23 protein-coding genes and 1 pseudogene are annotated in these 23,649 nt (G+C 42.7%); 7 read left to right on the forward strand and 17 right to left on the reverse strand.

Annotated features, from left to right (window positions below):
- Positions 1-261 precede the first annotated feature (261 nt).
- From QM818_RS01295 to QM818_RS01345, 11 genes and pseudogenes are all read right to left on the reverse strand, one after another.
- On the reverse strand, positions 262-954 hold the full coding sequence (locus QM818_RS01295) for a methionine ABC transporter permease (RefSeq protein WP_033685604.1): 693 nt from the start codon (positions 952-954) through the stop codon (positions 262-264).
- Position 955: 1 nt separating this feature from the next.
- Positions 956-2,017, reverse strand: coding sequence for a methionine ABC transporter ATP-binding protein (locus QM818_RS01300; RefSeq protein ID WP_414299811.1), 1,062 nt, complete (start codon positions 2,015-2,017; stop codon positions 956-958).
- Positions 2,010-3,383, reverse strand: coding sequence for a M20 family metallopeptidase (locus QM818_RS01305; RefSeq protein WP_024056869.1), 1,374 nt, complete (start codon positions 3,381-3,383; stop codon positions 2,010-2,012). The genes QM818_RS01300 and QM818_RS01305 overlap by 8 nt, the downstream gene beginning before the upstream one ends.
- A 99-nt stretch (positions 3,384-3,482) precedes the next feature.
- Positions 3,483-4,337: a MetQ/NlpA family ABC transporter substrate-binding protein gene (locus QM818_RS01310; RefSeq protein WP_000694523.1), complete on the reverse strand. Its 855-nt coding sequence runs from the start codon at positions 4,335-4,337 to the stop codon at positions 3,483-3,485.
- 153 nt (positions 4,338-4,490) lie between these two features.
- Positions 4,491-5,321, reverse strand: a complete 831-nt coding sequence (locus QM818_RS01315; protein WP_004254995.1) for an amino acid ABC transporter substrate-binding protein — start codon at positions 5,319-5,321, stop codon at positions 4,491-4,493.
- Between the two features lie 209 nt (positions 5,322-5,530).
- Positions 5,531-5,854, reverse strand: coding sequence for an AzlD domain-containing protein (locus QM818_RS01320; RefSeq protein WP_000253935.1), 324 nt, complete (start codon positions 5,852-5,854; stop codon positions 5,531-5,533).
- Positions 5,844-6,539 (reverse strand): annotated as a pseudogene (locus QM818_RS01325) (AzlC family ABC transporter permease). Before QM818_RS01325 ends, QM818_RS01320 begins: the two are co-directional and overlap by 11 nt.
- A gap of 234 nt (positions 6,540-6,773) precedes the next feature.
- Positions 6,774-7,784 (reverse strand): tRNA (adenosine(37)-N6)-threonylcarbamoyltransferase complex transferase subunit TsaD, encoded by a 1,011-nt coding sequence (gene tsaD, locus QM818_RS01330; protein ID WP_414299812.1) that lies wholly within the window; start codon positions 7,782-7,784, stop codon positions 6,774-6,776.
- Positions 7,774-8,211, reverse strand: a complete 438-nt coding sequence (gene rimI / locus QM818_RS01335; RefSeq protein ID WP_078238060.1) for a ribosomal protein S18-alanine N-acetyltransferase — start codon at positions 8,209-8,211, stop codon at positions 7,774-7,776. The genes tsaD and rimI overlap by 11 nt, the downstream gene beginning before the upstream one ends.
- On the reverse strand, positions 8,208-8,891 hold the full coding sequence (gene tsaB / locus QM818_RS01340) for a tRNA (adenosine(37)-N6)-threonylcarbamoyltransferase complex dimerization subunit type 1 TsaB (protein WP_261072368.1): 684 nt from the start codon (positions 8,889-8,891) through the stop codon (positions 8,208-8,210). Before tsaB ends, rimI begins: the two co-directional genes overlap by 4 nt.
- A gap of 104 nt (positions 8,892-8,995) precedes the next feature.
- Complete coding sequence (locus tag QM818_RS01345; protein WP_261037624.1) at positions 8,996-9,211, reverse strand: hypothetical protein; 216 nt, start codon at positions 9,209-9,211, stop codon at positions 8,996-8,998.
- A 279-nt stretch (positions 9,212-9,490) separates the two neighbouring features.
- Between QM818_RS01345 and QM818_RS01350 the strand changes: the two genes are divergently transcribed.
- Both QM818_RS01350 and rnjA read left to right on the forward strand, forming a co-directional pair.
- Positions 9,491-9,724 (forward strand): DNA-dependent RNA polymerase subunit epsilon, encoded by a 234-nt coding sequence (locus tag QM818_RS01350; RefSeq protein ID WP_000639571.1) that lies wholly within the window; start codon positions 9,491-9,493, stop codon positions 9,722-9,724.
- A 1-nt stretch (position 9,725) separates the two neighbouring features.
- A complete protein-coding gene (gene rnjA / locus QM818_RS01355) occupies positions 9,726-11,405 on the forward strand; it encodes a ribonuclease J1 (protein ID WP_033685613.1) in 1,680 nt (559 codons plus the stop codon).
- A gap of 137 nt (positions 11,406-11,542) precedes the next feature.
- On the opposite strand, the gene mnmG is transcribed toward rnjA, so the two are convergent.
- From mnmG to mnmA, 3 genes are all read right to left on the reverse strand, one after another.
- Positions 11,543-13,456, reverse strand: a complete 1,914-nt coding sequence (gene mnmG, locus QM818_RS01360; protein ID WP_000221906.1) for a tRNA uridine-5-carboxymethylaminomethyl(34) synthesis enzyme MnmG — start codon at positions 13,454-13,456, stop codon at positions 11,543-11,545.
- Between the two features lie 9 nt (positions 13,457-13,465).
- Positions 13,466-13,921 carry an NUDIX hydrolase gene (locus QM818_RS01365; protein WP_180374883.1) on the reverse strand — a complete coding sequence of 152 codons (456 nt, stop codon included), beginning with the start codon at positions 13,919-13,921 and terminating at the stop codon, positions 13,466-13,468.
- 140 nt (positions 13,922-14,061) lie between these two features.
- Positions 14,062-15,183 carry a tRNA 2-thiouridine(34) synthase MnmA gene (gene mnmA / locus QM818_RS01370; RefSeq protein ID WP_084862715.1) on the reverse strand — a complete coding sequence of 374 codons (1,122 nt, stop codon included), beginning with the start codon at positions 15,181-15,183 and terminating at the stop codon, positions 14,062-14,064.
- A gap of 302 nt (positions 15,184-15,485) precedes the next feature.
- On the opposite strand from mnmA, the gene QM818_RS01375 reads away from it, so the two are divergent.
- Positions 15,486-16,358, forward strand: coding sequence for a hypothetical protein (locus QM818_RS01375; protein WP_000800788.1), 873 nt, complete (start codon positions 15,486-15,488; stop codon positions 16,356-16,358).
- 185 nt (positions 16,359-16,543) lie between these two features.
- On the opposite strand, the gene QM818_RS01380 is transcribed toward QM818_RS01375, so the two are convergent.
- Entirely contained in the window at positions 16,544-17,131 is a 588-nt protein-coding gene (locus tag QM818_RS01380) for a hypothetical protein (RefSeq protein ID WP_414299813.1), read from the reverse strand.
- Between the two features lie 322 nt (positions 17,132-17,453).
- Here QM818_RS01380 and QM818_RS01385 point away from each other — a divergent pair, with 322 nt between their 5' ends.
- Positions 17,454-18,317 (forward strand): helix-turn-helix domain-containing protein, encoded by an 864-nt coding sequence (locus QM818_RS01385; protein ID WP_414299814.1) that lies wholly within the window; start codon positions 17,454-17,456, stop codon positions 18,315-18,317.
- A gap of 51 nt (positions 18,318-18,368) precedes the next feature.
- Here QM818_RS01385 and apf read toward each other — a convergent pair whose 3' ends face one another.
- Entirely contained in the window at positions 18,369-19,019 is a 651-nt protein-coding gene (gene apf / locus QM818_RS01390) for an aggregation-promoting factor (RefSeq protein ID WP_000843470.1), read from the reverse strand.
- A 239-nt stretch (positions 19,020-19,258) separates the two neighbouring features.
- On the opposite strand from apf, the gene sdaAB reads away from it, so the two are divergent.
- Genes sdaAB through QM818_RS01405 form a run of 3 tightly spaced genes read left to right on the forward strand, consistent with a single transcriptional unit; the run spans position 19,259 to position 21,465 of the window.
- Positions 19,259-19,930, forward strand: a complete 672-nt coding sequence (gene sdaAB, locus QM818_RS01395; RefSeq protein ID WP_000838909.1) for an L-serine ammonia-lyase, iron-sulfur-dependent subunit beta — start codon at positions 19,259-19,261, stop codon at positions 19,928-19,930.
- An 8-nt stretch (positions 19,931-19,938) separates the two neighbouring features.
- A complete protein-coding gene (gene sdaAA, locus QM818_RS01400; RefSeq protein WP_049502590.1) occupies positions 19,939-20,811 on the forward strand; it encodes an L-serine ammonia-lyase, iron-sulfur-dependent, subunit alpha in 873 nt (290 codons plus the stop codon).
- Between the two features lie 21 nt (positions 20,812-20,832).
- Positions 20,833-21,465, forward strand: coding sequence for an HAD hydrolase-like protein (locus QM818_RS01405; protein ID WP_414299815.1), 633 nt, complete (start codon positions 20,833-20,835; stop codon positions 21,463-21,465).
- Positions 21,466-21,736: 271 nt separating this feature from the next.
- On the opposite strand, the gene QM818_RS01410 is transcribed toward QM818_RS01405, so the two are convergent.
- Entirely contained in the window at positions 21,737-23,587 is a 1,851-nt protein-coding gene (locus tag QM818_RS01410) for a polysaccharide biosynthesis protein (protein ID WP_414299816.1), read from the reverse strand.
- Between the last annotated feature and the right edge of the window lie 62 nt (positions 23,588-23,649).

The raw sequence follows: 23,649 nt of genomic DNA on the forward strand, positions 1-23,649 counted from the left end.
AGATGATAGGTCTGCTTCTCCACGCTCAAATTTGCTCAGCATGGAATAAGTAAACTCTCCTCCCGTCGCCTCCTGTAGAGATACATTCCGACTCTTTCTCAATTCTTTAAAAACTTCTCCCAGATTTTGCATATTGACTCCCCACAATTCTTAACTCTCTTACTCATAAAAGTAACGGTTGATAGCAACCAGTACAGAAAATTTCAAGTCTTGACTATAACGACAACTCCTATGAATGATGTACAGATTGCCTAGATCTTTTTATTTATGGCTCAATTTCTTGGTCAAGAAATCTCCCAAGAATTGGATTGCAAAGATAATCAAAATGATAATGATGGTTGCCAAAATGGTCACATCGTGATTGTAACGGTTAAATCCATAAGCAATGGCTACGTTACCAATACCACCAGCTCCAACCGCACCAGCCATAGCTGTTTCTCCAACAAGAGAAATCAAGGTCACAGTTGTCACACGGATCAAATCTGGAAGACCTTCTGATAGATAAACACCTACGATGTCCCAGAAGGTCGCTCCGCTAGCTTGAGCCGCCTCAATGACACCACCATCCAATTCAGCCAAGACAACCTGCACCTGACGGGCAAAGAAGGCAAAGACTGCAAAAGATAGGGGTACAATAGCCGCATTTGGACCAATGCTTGTTCCTACGATTAGATGAGAGAAGGGTGACAAGACTGCCAAGAGAATGATAAATGGCACCGCACGGAAAATAGAGGTAATCTTATCCAAAATCCAGAAAACAGCCTTATTTTCCAAGACACCACCTGGCGCGGTCAAGACAAGGAAGAGACCTGCAACTAGCCCCAAGAAACCTCCGATGATGAAGGAAAGAACTGTCATATAAAGAGTTAGGTAGATGGCTGTCCCCCAGCCTGCTTGACCAGCCCAGCCCATCTTATAGACATTTGGCAAATAGGTTTGAATCAATGACTCCATCTTACTGTCCTCCCTTCAATACTTTTAGTTGTACGCCTGCTTGACGAATGGCTTCTTGAGCACCTGCTAGCGCTGCTTTTTCACCTGACAAGACCACAACTAATTCTCCAACAGGAGTTCCATCGAGGATTTCGATATTTCCATAGAGGATATTCGCCGTCACTTGATAATGCTTGTACAATTCATTCAAAAGTGGCTCGTCTGTTGAAGCACCTGCATACTTGAGTTGCACTAAGAGACTATTTTCAGACAGGTTTTGCACAATTTCTTGCTTCTCGATTTTGACCATAGCTTCGTCAATACCTGTAGCTGTTGAGATAAAGTCTTGAGTCAAAGGTTGTTTAGGGTCTGAGAAGATTTCAAGAACACTACCCTCCTCAATCAAATGCCCATCCTGCATAACTGCCACACGGTTAGCAATGTCTTTGACAATCTGCATTTCATGCGTAATCAAGACAACAGTTAAGCCTAATTTTTGGTTCAAATCTTGCAACAAGGCCAAAATCTGCTTGGTTGTCTTAGGGTCAAGGGCAGAAGTTGACTCATCTGAAATCAAGATTTTTGGATCATTGGCCAAAGCACGCGCAATGGCCACACGCTGTTTTTGCCCTCCAGATAGCTGTGAAGGGTAATTTTCAGCACGGTCTGCCAAGCCAACCAAGTTCAACAATTTAGCTACTTTAGCCTTCTTTTCTTCCTTGCTGAGTCCAGAATGTTTGAGGGCAAAGGCTACATTCTCCTCTGCTGTCTTTTGGCTCATCAGGTTAAAATGCTGGAAAATCATCCCGATATCTTGACGTTTACGACGCAACTGCTCGGCCGTCAAGGTCACCTTACCATCAAAAATCACATCGTCATCAATGGTAATTTTCCCTGCAGATGGTTTTTGCAAGAGGTTAATCACCCGTACAAGGGTTGATTTCCCTGCTCCAGAATATCCAACGATTCCGTAGATATCCCCTTCTTGGATGTGAATGGTCACATCCTTGACCGCTGTGATGGTTCTCTTCTTTTGGTGAAAAGTCACATCGATCTGATCTAACTTGATAATATCTCTACTCATAGCTTCTAATCAGCTCCTCTACTAATTCAATATGGGTGTAGTAATCGGCAATTCGCACATTTTCATCTCCACCGTGGTCTCGGCTGTTGGCATTTCCTAGACCGAAGGCCACCATTGGCACCTCTAGGGCATCAAAGACCGTATGCATAGGCCCTGTCCCCGCTGTCGTTGGCAATACTGAAACGCCCTGTGGATAGAATTTCTTGGCCAACTCGATTACATTGAGAATGGCTGGCGCGCTCATATCGCTTCGATAGCTCATCTCTCCCAAGGTATAGTATAATTCTACCTTATCAAAGCCATTTTTGTCTAGCTGTTTCCGAATTTTTTCCAGAACATCATGCGGTTCTAGGCCAGGAACCAAACGAACTTCTAACTTAGCACTAGCTTCTGCAGGCAAAATCGTTTTAACCCCTTGTCCTTGGTAGCCTGACTGAATCCCTTCGATATTAAGAGCTGGCTCGAAAAAGAAACGTTTTAGAAAGGCTGCGCGGTCCTCTTGTAAGAGAGGCAATTCCAAACCATAAATCTGGCTGATTTCCCCTGGATTTCGTTGAGCGTAGGTATCCACCAAGGCTAATTCTCGTTCATTCGGCTCTTGTACTTCTTCGTACAAACCTTCAACCAAGATACGGCCATCTGCGGCACGAAGAGACTGTAGGGCTTGAAGGAGGTACCAAGGAGCTGATTCCACAACTCCTCCATAACTAGAGTGGATATCCACATCCGCACTTTTTACCTTGGCATCAAAGGTCACAATCCCCTTATTTCCACCAGAAATTTCTAACTGCTCCAAGGCATTCTTGGTCCCTTGTTCCCAGACCAACAAATCTGCACCACGGAGTTTATCCGAATGCTTTTCTAGATACTTATCTAGGTCTGTTGAAGCCGATTCCTCCGCTCCCTCCATGATAAAACTGATATTGACAGGCAGGTCATCATGGTGCTGCATGTATTTTCTCAAAGCACTCAAACGAGCCGTGATATGACCCTTGTCGTCATCAACCCCACGCCCATACATAAAGCCGTTGCGGACCGAAAGCGTAAAGGGCTCCTCTGTCCAGACTTGATCCCCATCCGCTGGTACAGTGTCATAGTGGTTATAGAAAATCAGGGTTTTGGCATCTGGACGCGAACTCTTGAAATGTGCCATGACAAAAGGCGCCGTGTAAGTCTCATCAATCTCCACTTCAGCCCCAACACGCTTGAAAATCTCACCCAGATAATTGGCAACTTCCTTAAGTCCAACCTGCTGGGCAAAGACTGACTTCTTAGAAATCAAGGTACGCAAAACCTCAAAATAATGCTGGGCCACATGATCCTTTTCAAATTTTTCAATCTGTTCTTGTTCGCTAGGAAAAACCATATTCTCTCTACCTTTCTATGAACCTATAGTCTTCTTTACAATCCATGCTCTATACAAAAGCAAGAGGTGGAATTTTCTCTCCCACCTCCCTGTTTCTTATTACCAAACTGGTTGATCCAAACCGTCTGATGTTTCTTCGATAACTTTTTTCACGTCATCTGTGTGGTAAGCTGCGATCACTTTCTTGATAGCATCAGCCTTAGGTGATGTTTCCCAATCTTTTTTCGCAACGATGATGTTGTACCATTGTTTTGAATTTTCATCAGCTTGTTCTTTGAAAAGTGCTTTCTTGTAGTCCAATTTTGCTTCTGTAACGAAGGTATTGTTTACAACGGCAGCGTCAACTGATGACAATGAACGAGCTGTTTGGCTAGCGTCCAATTCAGTGATTTTCAAGTTCTTTGGATTTTCTTTGATGTTAGCAACTGTTGCAAGGGCAGTTCCAGAAACATCCAATTTAATCAAGCCAGCTGATTGAAGCAAGTAAAGCGCACGGCTTTCGTTTGTAGCATCGTTCGGTACAGCAATTTCTCCGTTTGCTGGGATGTCTTCTACTTTAGTGTACTTGTTGTCACTTCCATTCAAACCTGAGTAAAGGCGAATTGGAGAGATGTAAGTATCAGCAATCGCTACAAGGTCTTTCCCGTTTTCTTTGTTCCAGTTGTTCAAGAAGTTGTAGTGTTGGAAAGCGTTCAAGTCTACTTCACCATCAGCAGTTGCCTTGTTTGGTTGTGAGTAGTCTGTGAACTCTGTAAATTCCAAAGTGATACCGTCTTTTTTAACCAATTCTTGGATTTTGTCCCAACGTTTTTCTTCAGAACCGCTACGGTTAACAGTTGCGATTTTGATAGTTGTTGCATTGTCTGCTTTCTTTTCTGAGTTTCCGCAAGCTGCAAGAGCCAAACCTGCGACTGTAGCAAGGGCTGCTACACCAAGCCATTTTTTAATTTTCATGATTCTTTCTCCTTAAAAATAATACCGTACTAGTATCTCACAATTTGTTTGATTTCACAAATTGTTATTAGATAGCCAGATATATAGTTTAAAACTATATCCCTAAAAACCGAGAAATCACCCACCTGATTCAGAATGGATGATTTCAAAAAATTATTTAATATCAGCTTCTGCTGGTAGATAAGTGTCTCCGAAGAATTGTTTAGACAATTTTTCAAGGGTTCCGTCTTTGTAGAGTTCTTGGATACGTTTGTCTACAAATGTTTTCAACTCATCTTGACCTTTAGCAAGAAGTGGGTAAACATAAGGTTGTTGGTCGCTTGGAAGTTCGATCACTTTCAAGTTGTCCAAACCTTGGTCCTTGATGACTGTTTCAACACCGATTTTATCAAAAATCTTGTAGTCAAACTGGCCATCGCTCAAGCGTCCCATGATTTGTTGGAAGTCTGCTTTAGTATACTTTAGGACAGTTGGATTATCTGAATGTTGTTTGTTGTAGTCTTCTAGCTGTTTAGCAGATGTTGTCCCTTGAACAACTTCTGTTGATTTTCCACCGATATCATCAAGCGATTTGATGCTAGGGTCATCTTTTTTCACTACAAGAACGTTAGGGTTTTTAGCAGTTGGAGCTGCATAAAGGTATTTTTCAGCACGTTCTTTAGTGTAGCTGATGTTGCTAACAGCCATATTGTAACGGTCGGCATCAAGTCCTGCAAAGACTCCTGACCACTCTGTCTTCTCAAACTTGACATCATACTTGTCAGAGTCTTTAAAGATAGCGCGAACCACTTCAATTTCGTAACCAGTCAATTCGCCATTTTCTTCATAGTTGAATGGTTTTGGTGTAGCATTAGTTGCAACGATAATTTCTTTCTTGCTAGCTGCTTCTCCTTCTTTCTTAGCACCACCTGAGCAAGCTGCTAACACACCTGCAGCAACAAGCCCTAGGGCAGCAAGAGATGAGTATTTAACGATTTTTTTCATGTCATTTCCTCCAAAATAGAATACCTTATAATCTTAACAGAAAAAGACCATTTACGCCATTATATGATATCTATCTCTGTGATAGGTTTTCTTTATGGCTGATTTATACTCAATGAAAATCAAAGAGCAAACTAGGAAGCTAGCCGCAAGCTGTACTTGAGTACGGTAAGGCGACGCTGACGTGGTTTGAATTTGATTTTCGAAGAGTATTAAAAGACCAAACGCAAGAGTGCAATCAAGACTACTCCAAAGAGAACTGTTCCGACTAGATTGCGATAACGAAAGGCTACCCAAGCTGTTGGAAAGACGGCTAAGAAATCCAGCCATTTGATTTGAGGAAGGCTCCCAACCTTACCTGTTACTACGCTTGAAAGAATCAAGGCAAAGATAATAGAAACGGGCAAGAACTTCAAAAAACGCTCAACGATTGCAGGCAAACCCTTATACTTGACCAAGATGAAGGGAATCATACGGGGAATCCAGGTCACCAAGCCAGAGAAAATAACTGCTAATAAAAGATACTTACTGACCATCTAAAACCACCCCCATTGTACAACCAAGTAGCGTCGCAAACAGAACAGCTAGCGACTAAGACACCACTGTCAAGAGCAAAAAGAAGGACACCGCAACAACTGCTAGGATAATCAGTAGATTGCGGACAGGAATCCGTCTTTGCATAATCTGGAATTGCGAAGCAAAAATTCCAATGAACATCCCAACCAAAGCAAAATCCAAGCCAAAGATTTCTGGATTTGGCAGTAGACCACCCAGAGCCGTTCCGACAACTGTCCCCACAAACCAAGCCACATAGCTGTTGAGATTGTTTCCGTGCATCCACATAGGATTGACCTTGTCTGTATGGGCCAATTCGCCCATCAAAACACCATAAGTCTCATCTGTCAAGAGGCTAGACATACCGATATTTTGCCAGAGACTGGTATGACGGAAATAGGTTGATGCGTGCAAGCTCAACAAAAAGAGACGCAAATTGATCAAAAAGACCGTCATAGCAATAGCTGCCACAGGAGCTTGAACCGCAATCAAGGCCAACATGGCAAACTGGGCGCTCCCAGCATAAACAAAGAGGCTCATCAAGCCCATCTCAACAGGTGTCACATAAGGCGCACCAATAATCCCACAGGCCAGCCCGATACTGACATAACCAAGGGCCGTTGGCATGGCTGCCTGCGCCCCCTCCCAAAATCCTTTTTCTTTCATCTTTCTCCTCATATTGTCTTAATAATACTCAATGAAAATCAAAGAGCAAACTAGAAAGCTAGCCGCAGGTTGCTCAAAACATTGTTTTGAGGTTGCAGATAGAAGCTGACGCGGTTTGAAGAGATTTTCTAAGAGTATAAGTAGGCTGAAAAGGCTCCAGCCATAGCATGGACTATTATAACACATTCAGGAAAGAGAAAAAAGTCTGCTGATTGTAATCAGACAGACTCCATTTTATTTCATCGTATCAAAAGCGAGACTTGGTTTGGCATTGAGGTCCAAGCCTGCGAAGCTTTCTTTGTTCCACTCGCTGACGCTGGCATAGGCAATCATACCTGCATTATCTCCGCAGAGGCGCAGAGGTGGAATGATGACATTGACATCTGTGATTTCAGTTGCTAGGCGTTCTCTGAGACCTTTATTGGCTGCCACACCACCTGCCACGACAAGGGTTTTAACAGGGTATTTCTCCAAAGCCTTCTTGGTTTTTGCCATAAGAATATCTAGTACAGCTGCTTGGAAGGAAGCACACAAATCCTCTGTAGACAGACTTTCTCCCTTTTGCTCGGCATTGTGATGAAGATTGATAAAGGCCGATTTCAAACCTGAGAATGAAAACTCCAGATTATCTTCCTTAATCATGGCTCGAGGAAAATCATAAATATCCTGCCCCTGATGAGCCAGCTCGTCAATCTCACGACCTGCAGGATAGGTCAAGCCCATGACACGGCCAACCTTATCATAGGCCTCACCAACCGCGTCATCTCGCGTTTCCCCAACAATCTTGTAGTCACCAGCCTCCGAAACATAAACCAACTCTGTGTGCCCACCGCTAACCAAGAGGGCTAGCAAGGGAAACTCCAAAGGCTCCACACTCTGAGCGGCCATGAGGTGACCAGCCATGTGGTTAACGGGAATCAGCGGAAGCCCATGTGCCCAAGCAAAGGCCTTGGCAGCTGACAAACCAACTAGTAAGGCTCCGACCAAGCCTGGTCCATAGGTAACCGCCACAGCTGTTACGTCCTCTTCGGTAATTCCTGCTTCTGCTAGAGCCTCCTCGATACAGGCTGTAATGACCTCGACATGGTGACGACTAGCTACTTCTGGCACTACGCCCCCAAAACGTTTGTGGCTCTCGATTTGACTAGCAATAACATTGGACAAGAGCTCATCGTCGTTTTTCAAGACGGCGACACTGGTCTCATCACAGGATGTCTCAAATGCTAAAATATATCTATCCTTCATCTATTTCTCTCTTCATGATGATGGCGTCCTCGACTGGGTCATGGTAGTAGGCCTTTCGCTCAGCGATGACTGCCATCTTTTCTTTCTTGTAAAATGCTTGCGCTCGGTGATTTGACTTTCTGACTTCGAGGAAAATCTCCTTATCTGCCGGCAATTGAGCAAACAAGGCCGAGGCAATTCCCTGACCCTGATAGGCTCCTTTGACAGCGATTTGCAGGACTTCTGCTTCAAATAGATTCTCCTGCACAGCTAAAAATCCAATCACTTCTGCTCCATCATAAGCTAGAGCATACCAAGTCTGGTCTTGGGACAAATCTGCTTGGATTTGTTCCAGCGTCCAAGAACTGACTGGGTAAACAGCTGCCATAACAGCGTAGATGGCTTGAGCCAGATCAGGTTGCTGTTGAGTTCCTTTGATTTCTATCATAGGCGTTTAATATAAGACTCGCCAGATTCGGTGTGATTCTTTAGCCAGTTTTCCTCAGCCTCGACACGCTTGAGGTAGTTCGGCACAAAATCATGCAAGGAGTCTGCTTCCTTGTCCCAGGCCCAGAGAGCTAGATTAGCTGCATTTGGCAAGGTTTCTTTGAAATTAGTCCTTGGCAAGTGTTCTTGAATCTGCTCCACAAAGGGGCCGATTTCTCCGACAAAGGTTACCTGACTAGCACCCTTGACTTTTTCTAACACCTCTTCAAAAGATAGGTGCGCTTCTAACATGACAGGTTTAGCATTTTCATAAAATCCTGCGTAAACATTGTTGCGACGCGCATCCATCAAAGGGACGAACAAGCCTTCTTGTTGGTATGGCACCAGAGCCAAGAGGCTAGACATACCAACTAACTCAATGTTCAGAGTATGAGCCAGCGTCTTAGCAGTGGCTACCGCAATTCGCAAGCCCGTGTAGCTACCCGGTCCTTCTGCCACCACGATTCGATCCAAGTCCTTGGGAGTCCAATCCAAACTTGCCATCAAAAAATCAATGGCAGGCATAAGAGTAATACTGTGATTTTTCTTAATATTAATAGTCGTCTCTGCAAGAACCTGCTTATCCTCTAAAATAGCGAGAGACAGAGCCTTGCTAGACGTATCAAAAGCTAATACTTTCATAACACATTCCTATCTTTTGGTCTGCTTACTATTATACTACAAAAGCTGGCACATGGGAATTTTCTTTGCCCCCAAACAAAAATGCTCCAGCATAAGCAGAGCATCTAAGCATTTAATCCAAAGTAAAATACAAACCAAACGACATAGGTTAGGAGGAGGAGAAAAAGCGAGTAGAGAGTCACAAAAGTAATTTTCCACAAGAACTTGGTTTGTCGGTGTTCCAGTTTTGCAAATAGAAGATTCCCCGCATAAACGCAAGCAACAAAAATGATAAAAGCTACTAAGCGAACTCCGATAGCAAAAGCAAATAAGTTATACATAGGGCAACCTCCTTGACTTAAAAAGAGTAGGAAATGGTAAGCAACGATAAAACTCATTTCCATTATCAAAATAACATATTTTCTTTGTTTTTGCAAGCGCTTACTCAATAAATAGTCCTATGACTTTCTCGTTTCCGTCTTTTACTAATCTTTCATTTTGTGGTATAATTGAAATAATTGTAACGAATCAAGGTCAATCTAGACACAAAATGGAATGAAATCAAGCAAATCTCTGCTAAAAGTTTGGAATAAACTGACCTGTAAATAGAAAGGAACTATATGATTTACAAAGTTTTTTATCAAGAAACAAAAGAACGTAGCCCACGTCGTGAAACAACACGCGCACTATACCTAGACATCGATGCTAACTCAGAACTTGAGGGCCGTATCGCTGCTCGCCAACTTGTCGAAGAAAATCGCCCAGAGTACAATATCGAGTATATCGAACTCTTGTCTGACAAATTGCTAGATTACGAAAAAGAAACTGGCGCCTTCGAAATTACGGAGTTCTAATATGGCCTACACTCTTAAACCTGAAGAAGTCGGCGTTTTTGCCATCGGTGGTCTGGGAGAAATCGGGAAAAACACTTACGGGATTGAATACCAAGACGAGATTGTTATCGTCGATGCTGGGATTAAATTCCCAGAAGATGACTTGCTGGGTATCGACTATGTCATTCCTGACTACTCATACATCGTGGACAATATCGACCGCGTCAAGGCTGTCTTAATCACACACGGACACGAGGACCACATCGGTGGGATTCCTTTCCTACTCAAGCAAGCAAATGTCCCTATCTATGCTGGACCACTTGCCTTGGCTTTGATCCGTGGGAAACTCGAAGAACACGGCCTCTTGCGCAACGCCAAACTTTACGAAATCAACCACAACACTGAGTTGACCTTTAAAAATCTCAAGGCAACTTTCTTTAGAACCACTCACTCCATTCCAGAGCCTTTGGGGATTGTTATTCATACACCTCAAGGAAAAATCGTCTGTACGGGTGACTTTAAGTTCGACTTTACTCCAGTTGGAGAACCTGCGGACTTGCACCGTATGGCTGCCCTTGGCGAAGAAGGCGTGCTCTGTCTCCTGTCTGACTCAACAAATGCAGAAGTGCCAACCTTTACCAACTCTGAAAAAGTCGTTGGTCAGTCCATCATGAAGATTATCCAAGGCATAGAGGGACGTATCATCTTTGCATCCTTTGCCTCAAATATCTTCCGTCTCCAGCAAGCAACAGAAGCTGCTGTTAAGACTGGACGTAAGATCGCTGTCTTTGGTCGTTCGATGGAAAAGGCCATTGTCAACGGAATCGATCTTGGCTACATCAAAGCTCCTAAGGGAACCTTTATCGAGCCAAATGAAATCAAAGACTACCCTGCTGGCGAGGTTCTTATCCTCTGTACAGGTAGTCAGGGGGAGCCGATGGCAGCACTCTCTCGTATCGCCAACGGAACCCACCGTCAGGTGCAACTCCAACCAGGCGATACGGTTATCTTCTCTTCTAGTCCAATCCCTGGAAACACTACTAGCGTCAACAAGCTGATCAACATCATTTCTGAAGCTGGTGTCGAAGTTATCCACGGTAAGGTTAACAATATCCATACCTCTGGACACGGTGGCCAGCAAGAGCAAAAACTCATGCTCCGCTTGATTAAGCCAAAATACTTCATGCCTGTCCACGGTGAATACCGCATGCAAAAGGTCCACGCTGGACTAGCAGTAGATACTGGTGTTGAGAAGGACAATATCTTTATCATGAGCAATGGTGATGTGCTTGCCCTTACTGCTGACTCAGCTCGTATCGCAGGTCATTTCAACGCCCAAGATATCTATGTCGATGGAAATCGTATCGGTGAAATCGGCGCAGCTGTCCTCAAAGATCGTCGTGATCTATCTGAAGACGGTGTCGTTCTGGCAGTCGCAACTGTTGACTTCAAATCGCAGATGATTCTGTCTGGCCCAGACATCCTCAGCCGAGGCTTTGTCTACATGAGAGAGTCTGGCGACTTGATTCGCCAAAGCCAGCGCATCCTCTTCAATGCAATTCGTATCGCACTGAAAAATAAGGATGCTAGCGTGCAATCAGTCAATGGTGCCATTGTCAACGCTATTCGCCCCTTCCTTTATGAAAATACAGAACGTGAACCGATTATCATCCCTATGATCCTCACACCAGATGAAGAATAAATTATAAAACAGCCCCGTCTTCGGAGCTGTTTTTTCTATGCTTTCTTTTTAGATTAAAACTCAATAAAAATCGAAAGCAGACTAGAAGGCTAGGCGAAAGCATAACTTAAGTTAGGTGAGCCGAAGCCGACGACGTATCATTTTGATTTTTGAAGAGTTTTAGAAATACTACGATTTTTACCTTCAAGATACACCATCAAAATAGAAATATCTGCTGGGTTTACTCCCGAAATACGGCTGGCTTGGCCGATGGTTTCTGGATTGATGAGTTTGAACTTCTGACGGGCTTCGGTTGCGATAGAATCAATGTCATCCCAGTCAATATTGGCTGGAATACGTTTTTCTTCCATGCGTTTCATCTTAGCAACCTGGTCCATGGCTTTGGAAATATAGCCTTCGTACTTGATTTCTGTTTCAATCAATTCGATAATCTTGTCATCCAAGTCCTCAGCAGCTGGTCCGATGAAGGCTACCACATCTTGGTAAGAAACTTCTGGACGGCGAAGGAATTCCTTGGCTGTCACTGCATCTGTCAACGGTTTAAAGCCCATCTCCTCAACCTTGGCATTGGTTTCCTTGACTGGCTTGAGTTTGATGCTGTCTAGGCGTTTCATCTCATTTTCAAATTGATTTTTCTTGATTTCAAAGCGAGCCCAGCGTTCATCATCCACAAGACCAATCTCACGGCCCATCTCTGTCAAACGCATATCGGCATTGTCATGACGGAGAATGAGACGGTATTCAGCACGACTGGTCAATAGACGGTAGGGTTCAATGGTTCCCTTGGTCACCAAGTCATCAATCATGACCCCGATATAACCGTCACTGCGCTTCAAAATCAATTCAGGCTTGCCTTGGACTTTCAAAGCCGCATTGATACCCGCGATAATCCCTTGGCCAGCAGCTTCTTCATAACCTGATGTTCCATTTGTCTGACCAGCAGTGAAAAGTCCGGAGATTTTCTTGGTTTCCAGAGTCGCACGCAACTGATGAGGCAAGACCATATCATACTCAATGGCATAACCTGTCCGCATCATCTCTGCATTTTCCAAACCTTTGATGGAATGAACCAAGTCACGCTGGACATCCTCAGGCAGACTGGTTGAAAGTCCTTGAACATAGACTTCCTCAGTATTGCGCCCTTCTGGCTCTAGGAAGAGTTGGTGGCGTTCCTTGTCCGCAAAGCGCACAATCTTGTCTTCAATCGACGGACAGTAACGAGGTCCCACTCCCTTAACCACACCTGTAAACATAGGCGCACGGTGGAGGTTGTTTTGGATAATCTCATGGCTGGTACCATTGGTATAGGTCAACCAGCACGGTACTTGGTCCTTGACATAATCCTCATCACGTGAGGTATATGAGAAGTGATTAGGTGCTTCGTCCCCTGGCTGAATCTCGGTCACATCGTAGTTGATAGAAGAAGCCTTGACACGTGGAGGGGTTCCTGTCTTGAAACGACCAATTTCGAGGCCCAATTCCTTGAGATTGTCAGCAAGGTTAATAGAAGCCAAGCTGTGGTTAGGACCTGATGAGTACTTGAGGTCTCCGATGATAATTTCCCCACGGAGGGCAGTCCCTGTGGTCACGATAACAGCCTTAGCAGCATACTCTTGATGGGTTGCTGTACGCACACCGACAACCTTGCCATCTTCCACCAAAATCTCATCAATCATGGTTTGACGAAGGGTCAGATTTTCTTGATTTTCAACTGTCTTGCGCATTTCCTTAGAGTAAAGCTCTTTGTCAGCTTGCGCACGAAGGGCACGGACAGCTGGCCCCTTACCTGTGTTGAGCATCTTCATCTGGATGTAAGTCTTGTCAATGGTTTTGGCCATCTCGCCACCTAGGGCATCAACTTCACGCACGACAATCCCCTTGGCAGAACCACCGATAGAGGGGTTACAAGGCATGAAAGCCAGCATTTCAATGTTAATGGTCGCAAGCAAGACCTTACAGCCCATACGACTAGCTGCTAGAGATGCTTCTACCCCAGCGTGTCCCGCACCAATTACAATAATATCGTATTCTTCAGTAAAATTATAAGTCATATTTCTCTCCTATTCCTCAAGATGAATGTGTCTTAGTTGGCCGTCCCAATCTGGCAGGGCTGTTTTCAAAAAGGCTGGAACTAGATTGATACCCTTAAGCTTGTCTAAGTCAATCCACTCACAAGGCTGCCTTTTCTCATCTTCCTGCATGGTCAATGGAGCATCTTCAAGCAAGTCCACCAGATAATGAAACTCGATATTGTGATAGGAAACACCGTCCTGTTCAAAACGATTTTCAACCACTAAAGCTAGTTGCCCAGCTTGAGCTTTGACACCCAATTCTTCCCTCACTTCACGGACTACCGCATCTTCCGTTCTTTCGTTAACTTGGATCGCACCACCGATAGTGTAATACTTGCCCTTATCTTTGGTGACTAGAAGCTTACGATTTTGGACAATCAAGGCTGTCGCCCGAACTCCAAAAACCGTATTTCCTACTCTTGTCCGAAAGTCTTGTTGAGTCACTCCTATCCTTTCCCTTAAACGACACAAAAACAGTCAAAACTCCAAAGAAGTGCAGGACAAAAAAGCCTGCAACATCCATGAGCTTTGACCATCATTTCTATTGCTTTTATTATTGTAGCAAATTGAGAAAATTTGTCAATCTAAATGTACTGACAAACTTGTCCATCGCGGTAGGCATTGTCAATCAAACCACCACCTAGACACTCTTCCCCGTCGTAAAAGACAACTGCCTGACCTGGTGTGATGGCGCGTTGCGGTTCTGCAAAGATAACCTCTGCCTTGTCTCCTTTGACATGGACGGTCACCTTAGAATCAGGCTGACGATAGCGGAATTTAGCCGTACATTCTATCGTAAATTCCTCTGGCATCTCACGAGTAAAGTGAACTTGACTGGCTTCTAGACTGGTTGACATGAGCGAATCATGATAGAATCCTTGTCCTACATAGAGAATATTCTTGCTTAGGTCTTTTCCGACAACGAACCAAGGGGCATTGTCACCACCGTGTTGCCCACCGATACCAAGTCCACCACGCTGACCAATCGTATAGTACATAAGCCCAGCATGCTCGCCCATATCGCGACCATCCACAGTCATCATGCGACCAGGCTGAGCTGGCAGGTAGTTACTGAGGAAATTTTTAAAGTTCTTTTCTCCGATAAAGCAAATCCCTGTCGAGTCTTTCTTCTTAGCAGTTGCAAGGCCTGCTTCTTCTGCTAGTCTGCGAACTTCTGGCTTTTCCAAATGTCCTAGTGGGAACATGGTTTTTTGAAGTTGTTCTTGCGAAAGTTGGCTGAGGAAATAAGTCTGATCCTTGCCATTGTCCACGCCACGAAGCATGTGAACGATGCCATCCTCATCACGCGCCACTCGGGCATAATGCCCAGTCGCTACATAGTCTGCCCCCAAGGTCATGGCATAGTCCAAAAAGGCCTTAAACTTGATTTCCTTGTTGCACATAACATCTGGATTTGGCGTGCGTCCTGCACGGTATTCCGCTAGGAAATACTCAAAAACGCTGTCCCAGTACTCTTTTTCAAAATTGACAGAGTAGTAAGGAATGCCGATCTGGTCTGCTACCGCAGCCACATCCTTGTAATCTTCGGTCGCCGTACAGACGCCGTTTTCATCTGTGTCGTCCCAGTTCTTCATGAAGATACCGATCACATCGTAGCCCTGCTCCTTGAGAAGAAGAGCTGTCACCGACGAATCAACACCACCACTCATCCCTACGACAACACGTGTTTTAGAGTTCTCACTCATGGTAAGTCTCCCATCTATTCGTTTATTCACGATTGAAGGTCGTGTGTGCTTAACGATTGAAGGTCGCTTGAGCAGTATTCATTATAACATGCTTGGTTGGAGAAGACAAGAAAGAGGATGTCAATCGACCAACCTCTTTGTAAATACATATATAATTGTTTAAAAAGAGGGTAATTTATAGCTTAATCCCTCTACTGCTTATTATCTTATTTATAAAATAAACTAAAAATGATATACTATATTGAGGAGGAATACGTACATGATCCCTTAAAGATACTACCATCCATGTACGTAGAACGATTGTGAAAAACTACAAAGATATTCTAAAATCAAAAAATACCATTTTTACTATTATCATTGTCGCAAGTATTGGACTTTTAATTGGTCTAGTCATTCACCAAGAAAACATCTTAACAGAAAGAGGCAATATTGCTTTCTTCAAACGGCAAAAAAATGAACAAGATGTCGAACAAGTAAAAAAAGCCATCAAAGATTTTAATATCGATTCTGAAACAATTATAGAAGATTGGAAAAGAATTCAAGAATTGAAGCCAAACACTGACGAAGGCAAGCAAACATTAGCAGACTTTCTTACTACTACGTCCGATAAAATCACCAATCATTATAGCGAAAAAGCTTTAAAAATGGATATAAAGGAATCCGATAGTCAGTTTGAAGATAAACAAACACTTGAAACAGCCATCACTTCCTTACAAAAAATACTAGAAATCATTAAAAGTGTTAACTCCACAAGCGAACAAGCCACTATTGATGAAAAAATAAAACCCATCCAAGAACTAATTTCTAAATTCCAAAAGCAAGTTGAAGTCTTGACCAAAAAAGAAGGACAAAAGACTGACAAAAAAGAAACAGGAACGACTAGTAGCGAGGGGGAAAGAGAAACCTATTCTTCAGGAGGAGGGAGCTACACTCCAACCTATACTGAGTCAAATGGGAGCAGATACAGTTCACAAGCGCCTGCAAGCGAACCACCTTCATCTAATAGTGCTGGCAGCAGCGGAAATGATGTGGCAAGTACACAAAATCAAGCAGCTAATACTTCAGAAGCTCAAGCAGAAACTAATACCAATAGTAACAATGCTGAAGTTCCCACAATAAACAGTGATGATCTCGCTAGTTTAGGTGGCGGAGTTACATCATTCGGTCAGCAGTAAGCAATCGGCAATCACTAATTTAATTGTCTTTTATCGAACAAAGTATATAAAAGGCTAACAAAAACTAACTTCTAAATAAAACCACACTGTCATTCCAATCTTGAACATAATCAAATTGAATGGAATACTGTGTGGTTTTTGAATTGTTGAACATTCAGAGATTCCATTTTTGGGGCAATTGTCTATCAGAATGTCCTTTTATCTGTCAATAATCCGAGAAAATCTTGTCGTTTCAAGTCGGAGAAATGTTTGGCAGAAAGACTTCCCTTTTGAAGTCCATCATCTCTGACCTGCAAATAATAGCTATGTTGGCTTGTTTTAATTGTCAAAAAATCGCCCAATACAAAAACTCTTTTCCAGTTGCGAATCTCAAATTCTTTCATCTCTGATTTTGGAATGCGGATAAGTCCTTGCCGCAAATCGCGATGGTGCTCACTTGTGAAAGTCATCCCATTCCCAAGATTTTTTATCAGCAGTTCATCTGGAGTCACCATCACCAGCGCTATTTTAGTTAAGAAAATTTCAACTGTTGGTGGTAAAATCGCCAAATCAAACCAAGGATGTAGGTAGCGATAGGCTAAGAAATAATGAGGCTCCTCACCCAATCCTAGTTGTTTATACAAGGTCTTGACTTCACTATCTAACCTCGCTTCAAAAGACACATCCGAATGCTCTTCTTCCTTCCTCTGATTAACATAACGCATCCAGACTAGGAAACCTATAAAGACTAGGACAAATATTCCTGATAAAAGATATTTTAAATTGTAGTTCATCGCTTAACCTCCTGATTCACACCTCTGCCTAAAACAGAAGCCTATTTATTTTGAAAATAGGTCCATCATAACTTTAAATAAGACGGGTGTCATTAAAATTAGGATAATTCCTATCACAAATATCATGACTACTCGAAAAAGTTCCTTATTTTTAAACATTTTTCCACCCCTTTTCTAGCTACATCATAGTACTCATTAACCCCATATTAAAATTACACCAAACTTATTTTAGCTTTCTTTTTTACTTTTTATATTACTATGATACAATATTTTTAATAGGATTTTATTGTTTGTTAACTTTTTTCACTAAAAGGAGAAAATCATGCGTTATGATTTTGGAAAGGTCTATAAAGAAATACGTGAGTCAAAAGGCTTAACCCAAGAAGAGGTCTGTGGGGATGTCCTATCAAGAACCAGCCTATCAAAGATTGAAAGTGGTAAAGTAACTCCTAAATATGAAAATATGGATTTTCTTCTCCGGCAAATGAATATGAGTTTTGAAGAGTTTGACTACATCTGCCATCTCTATCAGCCGAGCCAACGGACAGAAATCATGCAAACTTATCTCAATATGAATTCCATCATTGGTGGCAGTGGTCTAGTTGATTTTTTTGAAACATGCCAAAACTATCTCAAGACCCATCACGATCTGCCTATAGAAGAAATCAGGGATATGCTGGAAGTTGTCATTCATATCCGTCAACATGGTACAGAGCAACTGTCAGACCAAGTGAAACAGACTATCCAAAAGCTGTGGGAAAAAATTGAAAAACAAGATACATGGTATGAAAGTGACCTAAAAATCCTCAATACCATCCTTTTCAGCTTTCCCATTGAACACCTCCATCTCATCACTGGAAAAATCCTGCAACGCTTGGAAGTCTATAAAAACTATCAACATTTATATGACTTACGAATGGCAATCCTACTCAACATTTCCACCATTTACTTATACCATCAAGACAAAAACATGTGTCAACAAATCTGCTATACTTTACTAGAGGATGCCAAGAACAAGAAAAGCTACGATATGCTTGCTATCTGCTATGTCCGTATTGGGATTTGTAGGGATGATGCTAAACTTATCCAAAAAGGGTTCTCCCTTCTAGAGCTGACCGATGAAACTTCCATTCTAGCCTTTCTCAAAAAAGAAGTGGAGATCTATTATCAACCGAAAGAAATATAAAAAAGTCGAGGGATTTCCTCGACTTTTTCAAATTATTCTGTTCATTATTTCTTAATACCAGCCGTTGTTAAGCCAGAAGTTTTTAGCAGCTGACCATGAACCGTAACGTCCTGCAACGTAAGCATCTGCTACACGTTCTTGGTTTTCAGCTGAGTAGTCACCGTTCAAGTATGAATCTGTCAATTGGTAACGTCCAATGTATTGGCCGTTTGTAGCTGTATAGCTACCACCTGATTCTTTTTGTGCAATCCATTCTTTAGCTTCTGCTTCAGATCCACTTACAGTTGCAGCTGGTGCTGAAGTTTCTGCTGCAGCAACAGTTTCTTCTGCTACAGGAGCGCTTGCAGCTGGTGCTGCTTCTTCTACTACTTCTGTAGTTTCTGCTACTGGAGCTGAAACAGTTTCATCTTGAGCAGCTGGTGCCGCATAAGTAGCTGGCGCTGGTGTTGCAACAGGTGCTACAGGACCATCGATAACCAACTCTTGACCAACATAAATCAAATGAACGTTGTCGATGTGGTTGTTTTCTGCCAATTTCTCAACAGTTGTGTTGTGAGTTTCAGCGATTTCTGAAAGTGTATCACCTTCTTTAACAGTGTAAGTTGATGATTCTTGAGCAGATACAAATGATGGAGCAAATACTGCAAACAAGGCAGCTACTCCTGCAAGAGTTGTTTTAATCTTTTTAGTTGTTGATTTCATATTTGAAAATTCTCCTTCTTTCTATAGTTCTATCATACCCTTTAAATATTACCGTTTCTTGACACTTTTATGTAGAAATATTACAAAATTATTTTTTATTTCCCTAAATAAGCTATTTTTTGTTACAAAAGATGCTTTTTTATGCTATTTGTAGTGTAAAAAGGTTTTCATCCACAATTAAAGCCAAGACCTTCATTCTTTGATATAATAGAGATAAGAATTTTTATAAGGGGAAACTGATGAAATCACTTCGTTTTCAATCTGTCTTTGATATCATCGGACCAGTTATGATTGGCCCATCTAGTAGCCATACAGCTGGTGCTGTTCGTATTGGGAAGATTGTCTCTTCCATTTTTGATGATACTCCGACAGAAGTCGAATTCCAACTATTTAACTCATTTGCCAAGACCTATCGTGGTCACGGAACAGACCTAGCCCTTGTTGCAGGTATTTTGGGCATGGATACAGATGATCCTGAAATCCCAAACAGCCTGGAAATTGCCCACAAGCGTGGCATCAAGATTGTCTGGACCATTCAGAAAGACAGCAATGCCCCTCACCCAAACACCACTAAAATTACCGTTAAAAATGCTCATAAGACCATTAGCGTGACTGGTATTTCTATCGGGGGAGGAAATATTCAGGTAACCGAACTCAATGGCTTTGCCGTCTCTCTCAATATGAATACACCGACTATCATCATTGTTCATCAAGATATTCCAGGTATGATTGCCCTCGTAACAGAGGCCCTTTCCCGCTATGATATCAATATCGCCCAGATGAATGTTACTCGTGAAAAAGCTGGTGAAAAAGCTATTATGATTATCGAAGTTGACAGTCGCAACTGTGATGAGGCTATCGAAGAAATTCGAAAAATCCCTCATCTCCACAATGTCAATTTCTTTAAATAGGAGGAAGCATGTTTTATTCTATCAAAGAATTGGTCGAGCAGGCAGAACTGGACTTTCAAGGAAATGTCGCAGAACTCATGATTACAACAGAGTTTGAATTGACTGGTCGCGAACGTGAAGAAGTCTTCCTTCTCATGGAACGCAATCTAGAAGTCATGAAAGCCTCTGTCCAACTTGGCCTCAATGAAAATAAATCTCGTAGTGGCCTGACAGGTGGAGATGCTGCCAAATTGGATCACTACATAAAAAATGGAAAAACTCTGTCAGATTACACAATTCTCTCTGCTGCCCGAAATGCCATCGCAGTCAATGAACACAATGCCAAAATGGGCTTGGTCTGTGCCACTCCGACCGCAGGAAGTGCTGGCTGTCTGCCTTCCGTTCTCACTGCTGCTATTGAAAAATTAGACCTCAGCCACGAGCAACAGCTGGATTTCCTCTTTGCTGCCGGTGCCTTTGGACTAGTCATCGCAAACAATGCCTCTATCTCAGGTGCTGAGGGCGGTTGCCAGGCCGAGGTTGGTTCTGCCTCTGCTATGAGTGCTGCAGCCTTGACTCTAGCTGCCGGTGGAACACCTTATCAGGCCAGTCAGGCCACTGCCTTTGTCATTAAAAATATGCTAGGCCTCATCTGTGACCCTGTTGCCGGCTTGGTCGAAGTTCCCTGCGTCAAGCGCAATGCTATGGGAGCTAGCTTTGCCTTCATCGCAGCAGACATGGCCTTAGCAGGTATCGAATCTAAAATCCCTGTGGATGAAGTTATCGATGCCATGTACCAAGTAGGAGCAAGCATGCCAACTGCCTTTCGTGAAACAGCTGAAGGTGGACTCGCTGCCACCCCTACTGGTCGTCGCCTCCAAAAAGAAATTTTCGGAGAATAAGTTTATCAAATAGGAGAAACCATGACCTCTATCACAGCGATTTTTTTCGATCTGGATGGAACCCTCGTTGACAGTTCTATCGGGATTCACAATGCCTTTACCCATACCTTTAAGGAGCTCGGGGTGCCTAATCCTGATGTCAAAACTATTCGTGGTTTTATGGGACCGCCCCTTGAAAGTAGTTTTGCAACCTGCCTTCCCAAAGACCAAATTTCTGAGGCTGTCCAGATATACCGTTCTTACTACAAGGAAAAAGGCATCCATGAAGCTCAACTCTTTCCTCAGATTGTAGACTTGCTTAAGGAGCTATCAAGCAAATATCCTCTTTATATCACCACTACAAAGAATACCCCTACCGCTCAAGATATGACTAAAAACTTGGGAATCCATCATTTCTTTGATGGCATTTATGGCTCCAGCCCTGAAGCACCTCATAAGGCAGATGTCATTCGCCAAGCCTTACAGACACATCAACTAGCACCAGAACAAGCCATCATCATCGGAGATACCAAGTTTGATATGATGGGAGCTCAAGAAACAGGCATTCAGAAATTGGCCGTCACTTGGGGATTTGGAGAGCAAGCAGACTTGCTAAACTATCATCCTGATTTTATCGCTCACAAACCCATAGAAGTTTTGGAGTATTTTCAATAACATAGACTGGGCGACAACCCCATTTCAGAAGAAAATAAAGTAATACTCAATGAAAATAAAAGAGCAAACTAGGAAAGTAGCCGCAGACTGCTCAAAACACCGTTTTGAGGTTGTAGATAGAACTGACGAAGTCAGTAACATCTATACGGCAAGGCGACGTTGACGTGGTTTGAAGAGATTTTCGAAGAGTATAAGTCTCTATATAACAAAACGCATATTACCAAGGTTCTTCAGACCTGATAATATGCGTTTTTCTGATTTTAAAGATTTTTTATTCAACGTGGGTTGTTTGATTGGCAAAGGCGATAATGGCTTGCTTCAACTCATCTCCACTAAGAGTGCGGAACTCTTCAATCTTTTGATCGATGGCTTCTAGAGGCATGACATTAACCTTACCAACGAAAATCTTATCCATAACCTGATTGTCAACGAGTTCGGTTGATACCAAGAGTTCTTCGTAAAGTTTTTCGCCTGGGCGGATTCCAACTTCAACGATTGGAATTTCACTTTCGGTGTGGCCACTTAGAAGCACCATTTTCTTGGCCAAGTCATAAATCTTGACTGGTTTGCCCATATCAAGGATAAAGACTTCTCCATCCTTGGCATAAGCACCAGCGTGAATAACCAAACGGCTAGCTTCTGGAATAGTCATAAAGTAACGGGTCATGCGGAAATCTGTCACCGTTACAGGCCCACCTTCAGCAATCTGACGTTCAAAGACCGGAATCACACTACCACGGCTACCAAGAACATTCCCAAAACGAACCGCACAGTAAGTCGATTGGCTACGTTGGTTAAAGCCAGTGACAATCAACTCCGCCACGCGCTTGGTTGCTCCCATAACATTTGGTGGATTAACCGCCTTATCTGTCGAAATCATAACCATCTTAGGTACTTTGGCTTCATCAACAGCCTTAGCAACATTATAAGTTCCACGAATATTGTTTTTGAAGGCTTCTTTTGGATTGCGCTCCATCATAGGAACGTGCTTGTGAGCAGCCGCATGATAAACAATAGCTGGCTTGTACTGCTCAAAGACTTGCAACAAGCGGTCATAGTCTTGAATATCCGCAATAACTGGTACATAATCAATCCCTTGGAACTTGCGAATCAATTCATGATAAACAAGGTAGATTGAGTTTTCCCCATGACCGAGCAAAACAATGCGTTCAGGATTGAAACGGCTAACTTGTCGACAGATTTCAGAACCGATTGAGCCACCAGCACCTGTAACCAAGATTGTCTTACCTGTCAGTTCTGCGCCCAGACGCGATTCATCAAGACGAATTTCCTGACGGCCCAAAAGGTCTGTGATATCAATCTTCTGGAATCCTCCACCTGCTTGGTGAAGTCCCTGAACAACGGTTTCAACCTTAGGCATCTTGTAACATTTGACACCCAGCTTATTACACATCTGCAAGATACGTTCATATTCTGACGGGTCAAGCGACGGAATCGCAACGATAACACGCTCGATTTGATGGCGTTTGGCTAATTCAGGCAGATCATCATATGAACCCAAAACAGGAATTCCACCAAGTTTTTGGCCCTTTTTCTTCGCATCCTTATCCAAAATACCGACAAGTTCTAATTCACTAGTTGGATGTTGGTAACTATCCATAAAGAGAGCTCCACCATCACCGGCACCAATCAAGAAAGTCCGACGGTGTTCTCCATCACCACTTCCCTTTTTGCGTTTAGAGTAGATTAACTGCCAAGTAATCCGTGGCAATAAAATCAAGAAAGTACTCAACAAGATAAAGAGAATGATGAAACGGATTGAAAAAAGTGGCAAGAAGGCATAGCAGATACTATATGACAAGATACTGCTAGCAGTCACACCAAAAAAGATTTTCATGAAATCCGTAATCTTGCTATAACGACTAATACTAGCGTTCAATCCCCAAAATCCAATCATCAATTGATAGAACAAGAAGGCCAAACTCGTATAGATGATGTAGTCAACAGGTGCTGGATTAATCAAGCCGTAGAATAAGATATAAGATACAATGATGGAAACCACCATACTCAAAATATCAAATATTCCCCAGAAAACCTGTTTTTGTTGTTTATTTAAAATTTCCACCAGATCAATCACATAATCTGTGAGTTTTTTATTCATAGAAATTTACTCCTCCTTAAAAGAGTTTTACTATATTGTTATTGTAGCATATTTTAATTTAT

The sequence above is a fragment of the Streptococcus mitis genome, assembly GCF_047464035.1.
Taxonomy (GTDB): Bacteria; Bacillota; Bacilli; order Lactobacillales; family Streptococcaceae; genus Streptococcus; species Streptococcus mitis_DX.

What these genes read in the sequence shown, in the direction of transcription:
- sdaAB (WP_000838909.1), top strand. Translation starts at nt 19,259, where the DNA reads ATGAAATCACTTCGTTTTCAATCTGTCTTTGATATCATCGGACCAGTT.
- QM818_RS01315 (WP_004254995.1), bottom strand. Translation starts at nt 5,321, where the DNA reads ATGAAAAAAATCGTTAAATACTCATCTCTTGCTGCCCTAGGGCTTGTT.
- tsaB (WP_261072368.1), bottom strand. Translation starts at nt 8,891, where the DNA reads ATGAAAGTATTAGCTTTTGATACGTCTAGCAAGGCTCTGTCTCTCGCT.
- rimI (WP_078238060.1), bottom strand. Translation starts at nt 8,211, where the DNA reads ATGATAGAAATCAAAGGAACTCAACAGCAACCTGATCTGGCTCAAGCC.
- QM818_RS01350 (WP_000639571.1), top strand. Translation starts at nt 9,491, where the DNA reads ATGATTTACAAAGTTTTTTATCAAGAAACAAAAGAACGTAGCCCACGT.
- QM818_RS01385 (WP_414299814.1), top strand. Translation starts at nt 17,454, where the DNA reads ATGCGTTATGATTTTGGAAAGGTCTATAAAGAAATACGTGAGTCAAAA.
- QM818_RS01405 (WP_414299815.1), top strand. Translation starts at nt 20,833, where the DNA reads ATGACCTCTATCACAGCGATTTTTTTCGATCTGGATGGAACCCTCGTT.
- sdaAA (WP_049502590.1), top strand. Translation starts at nt 19,939, where the DNA reads ATGTTTTATTCTATCAAAGAATTGGTCGAGCAGGCAGAACTGGACTTT.
- QM818_RS01305 (WP_024056869.1), bottom strand. Translation starts at nt 3,383, where the DNA reads ATGGTTTTTCCTAGCGAACAAGAACAGATTGAAAAATTTGAAAAGGAT.
- mnmA (WP_084862715.1), bottom strand. Translation starts at nt 15,183, where the DNA reads ATGAGTGAGAACTCTAAAACACGTGTTGTCGTAGGGATGAGTGGTGGT.
- QM818_RS01345 (WP_261037624.1), bottom strand. Translation starts at nt 9,211, where the DNA reads ATGTATAACTTATTTGCTTTTGCTATCGGAGTTCGCTTAGTAGCTTTT.
- QM818_RS01410 (WP_414299816.1), bottom strand. Translation starts at nt 23,587, where the DNA reads ATGAATAAAAAACTCACAGATTATGTGATTGATCTGGTGGAAATTTTA.
- mnmG (WP_000221906.1), bottom strand. Translation starts at nt 13,456, where the DNA reads ATGACTTATAATTTTACTGAAGAATACGATATTATTGTAATTGGTGCG.
- QM818_RS01295 (WP_033685604.1), bottom strand. Translation starts at nt 954, where the DNA reads ATGGAGTCATTGATTCAAACCTATTTGCCAAATGTCTATAAGATGGGC.
- QM818_RS01320 (WP_000253935.1), bottom strand. Translation starts at nt 5,854, where the DNA reads ATGGTCAGTAAGTATCTTTTATTAGCAGTTATTTTCTCTGGCTTGGTG.
- QM818_RS01380 (WP_414299813.1), bottom strand. Translation starts at nt 17,131, where the DNA reads ATGAACTACAATTTAAAATATCTTTTATCAGGAATATTTGTCCTAGTC.
- apf (WP_000843470.1), bottom strand. Translation starts at nt 19,019, where the DNA reads ATGAAATCAACAACTAAAAAGATTAAAACAACTCTTGCAGGAGTAGCT.
- QM818_RS01300 (WP_414299811.1), bottom strand. Translation starts at nt 2,017, where the DNA reads ATGAGTAGAGATATTATCAAGTTAGATCAGATCGATGTGACTTTTCAC.
- QM818_RS01310 (WP_000694523.1), bottom strand. Translation starts at nt 4,337, where the DNA reads ATGAAAATTAAAAAATGGCTTGGTGTAGCAGCCCTTGCTACAGTCGCA.
- tsaD (WP_414299812.1), bottom strand. Translation starts at nt 7,784, where the DNA reads ATGAAGGATAGATATATTTTAGCATTTGAGACATCCTGTGATGAGACC.
- rnjA (WP_033685613.1), top strand. Translation starts at nt 9,726, where the DNA reads ATGGCCTACACTCTTAAACCTGAAGAAGTCGGCGTTTTTGCCATCGGT.